Source organism: Mesorhizobium sp. M7A.F.Ca.CA.002.09.1.1 (assembly GCF_003998555.1).
GTDB lineage: Bacteria > Pseudomonadota > Alphaproteobacteria > Rhizobiales > Rhizobiaceae > Mesorhizobium > Mesorhizobium ciceri.
This window is the reverse complement of sequence record NZ_RZRR01000792.1, coordinates 1-2,612: the sequence shown is the minus strand read 5'-3', so window position 1 is coordinate 2,612 and position 2,612 is coordinate 1. Positions and strand designations below refer to the sequence as shown.

The following is a 2,612-nucleotide window of genomic DNA, read 5'->3' as shown; positions in this document are numbered from 1 at the left end:
GCTGCAGGCCGATGCGCTGAAAAAGGCCGTCCGCGAGCGGCGCAACATGCTGATCGCCGGCGGCACTTCCTCGGGGAAGACAACACTCGCCAACGCTCTGCTGGCTGAAGTCGCCGAATGCGACGATCGGGTGATCCTGATCGAGGACACACGCGAACTGCAGTGCGCGGCCAGGGACTGCGTTGCCCTGAGAACAAGGCGGGGCTCGGTCACCCTTGCCGATCTCGTGCGCTCGACGCTGAGGCTCAGGCCGGACCGCATCATCGTGGGCGAGGTGAGGGGCGCGGAAGCGCTCGACATGCTGAAGGCATGGAACACCGGGCACCCAGGCGGCATCGCTACCGTACACGCCAATTCCGCGCGCTCGGCTCTCTATCGCATTGAGCAACTCGCCCAGGAAGCGGTGGTCACCGTTCCCCGCCGGCTCATCGCTGAGGCGATAGATCTGATCGTCTTCATAGCGGGACGCGGCTCGTCGCGCCACATCGACGCAATCGCCGAGGTCACCGGTCTCGACGGCAGCGGCGATTACGCCGTTGCCCCGCTCACGCTTTCGCAACTCCAGCAGCTTTGAAAGGCCTTCCTCATGCGCAAGAAGCTTCGCTTTCTTTCGTCCACAGCGCTCGCGTTTCTTATCACGGCCCCGGTTTATGCCGCCGGCTCCGGCATGCCGTGGGAGCAGCCGCTGCAGCAGATCCTGGAGTCCGTGCAGGGACCGGTCGCCAAGATCGTTGCGGTGATCATCATTATCACCACCGGCCTGACGCTTGCCTTCGGCGACACCGCCGGTGGTTTTCGGCGCCTGATTCAGATCGTCTTCGGTCTGTCGATCGCCTTCGCGGCATCGAGCTTCTTCCTCTCCTTCTTCTCCTTCGGTGGTGGGGCGCTCGTCTGATGGCCGCCGGGGAGCAGCATATCGAGGGCTTCGCAGTACCGGTCCACCGGGCGCTGACCGAGCCGATCCTGCTCGGCGGGGCTCCGCGCGCGGTGGCGATCCTCAACGGTACAGTGGCCGCGGCCATTGGCTTCGGCTTGCAGCAATGGATTGCTGGTCTGGTGCTTTGGATCGCAGGCCACTCGTTAGCGGTGTTTGCCGCAAGACGCGATCCGGACTTCGCCAGCGTGCTTGTGCGCCACCTACGTCTGAAGGGGTGGCTTGCATGCTGAACCTTTCGGAATATCGAAGCAAAGCCGACCGGCTTGCCGACCATCTACCCTGGGCTGCCTTGGTGGCGCCCGGCATCGTGCTCAACAAGGACGGCAGCTTTCAGCGGACGTTGCGGTTCCGCGGCCCGGATCTCGAAAGTGCGACGGAGGCTGAACTCGTCGGCATTTGCGCCCGGGCGAACAATGCTCTCAGACGCCTTGGCTCTGGCTGGGCATTGTTCTTTGAGGCCGAGCGCACAGAAGCGCTGGGCTATCCGAACTCGCATTTTCCTGACGCCGCGTCGTGGCTGGTCGACGAAGAACGCCGCGCTGCTTTCGAGGGGAAGGTAGCGCACTACGAGAGCCGCTATCATCTGACCTTGGTGTTTATGCCACCGCCGGACGCCCAGGCGCGCGCAGAAAGCACGCTCGTCGACTCTCATTATTCCCGAGGAGAAAGAGACTGGCGCCAGGATCTGGCGAGGTTCCGTGACGAGACCAACCGCGTGCTCGATCTCTTCTCGGGTTTCATGTCCGAAGTACGCGTCCTCGATGATGCTCAGACGTTGACCTACCTCCACGGCACGATTTCGCCTCGTCGCCATCCTATCATGGCCCCGGAAACGCCGATATATCTGGATGCAATCCTGGTCGATGCGCCGCTTACCGGTGGCCTGGAGCCGATGCTGGGTGAGCAGCATCTTCGCACACTGACCATCCTCGGCTTTCCGAACCTCACCCGGCCCGGAATCCTCGATACCCTCAATCATCAGGATTTCGCCTATCGCTGGATGACGCGCTTCATTCCGCTCGAGAAAACGGAAGCCACGAAGACGCTGACGCGATTGCGCCGGCAGTGGTTTGCCAAGCGCAAATCGATCGTGGCAATCCTACGCGAGGTCATTACCAACGAGCCGGTCCCGCTTGTCGATAGCGATGCCGACAACAAGGCGCTCGATGCCGACGAAGCCCTTCAGGCATTGGGCGGTGATCATGTGAGTTTCGGCTATCTCACCACCACCGTGACGGTGTGGGGCGAGGATCGCCAAGCCGCTGCAGAGAAGCTTCGCGCGGTCGAGCGCATCATCAATGGGCTCGGCTTCACCACGATCCGAGAAGGCGTCAATGCGGTCGAGGCTTGGCTCGGCTCATTGCCTGGCCATGTCTACGCTAACGTTCGCCAACCGCTCGTTCATACATTGAACCTTGCCCATCTCATGCCGCTGTCGTCGGTTTGGGCCGGTCCTGCGACAAACGAGCATCTCGCGAAAGTCACCCAAACCGAAGCGCCACCGCTTTTCGTTGCCGAGACCAGTGGGTCGACACCGTTTCGGCTTTCCACCCACGTCGAAGATGTCGGCCACATGCTGGTTGTTGGTCCGACCGGCGCCGGCAAGTCGGTTCTGCTTGCTCTGATTGCTCTGCAGTTCAGGCGCTACGCCGGCGCCCAGGTTTATCTCTTCGAC

At 62.1% G+C, this 2,612-nt stretch carries 3 protein-coding genes and 1 pseudogene; all 4 read left to right on the top strand.

Annotated elements, in window-relative coordinates; translation table 11 throughout:
• On the top strand, window positions 1-574 hold a 574-nt coding region (locus tag EN994_RS26320), incomplete at its 5' end, for an ATPase, T2SS/T4P/T4SS family (RefSeq protein WP_164746205.1).
• A 12-nt stretch (window positions 575-586) separates the two neighbouring features.
• The gene (locus tag EN994_RS26315; RefSeq protein WP_024502851.1) at window positions 587-895 is read left to right on the top strand and encodes a TrbC/VirB2 family protein; all 309 of its coding nucleotides are present in this window, start codon (window positions 587-589) and stop codon (window positions 893-895) included.
• Window positions 895-1,167, top strand: coding sequence for a VirB3 family type IV secretion system protein (locus EN994_RS26310; RefSeq protein WP_024502852.1), 273 nt, complete (start codon window positions 895-897; stop codon window positions 1,165-1,167). Before EN994_RS26315 ends, EN994_RS26310 begins: the two co-directional genes overlap by 1 nt.
• A pseudogene (locus EN994_RS26305) lies at window positions 1,161-2,612 on the top strand (conjugal transfer protein TrbE); the annotation flags it as partial. The gene EN994_RS26310 and the pseudogene EN994_RS26305, both read left to right, overlap by 7 nt.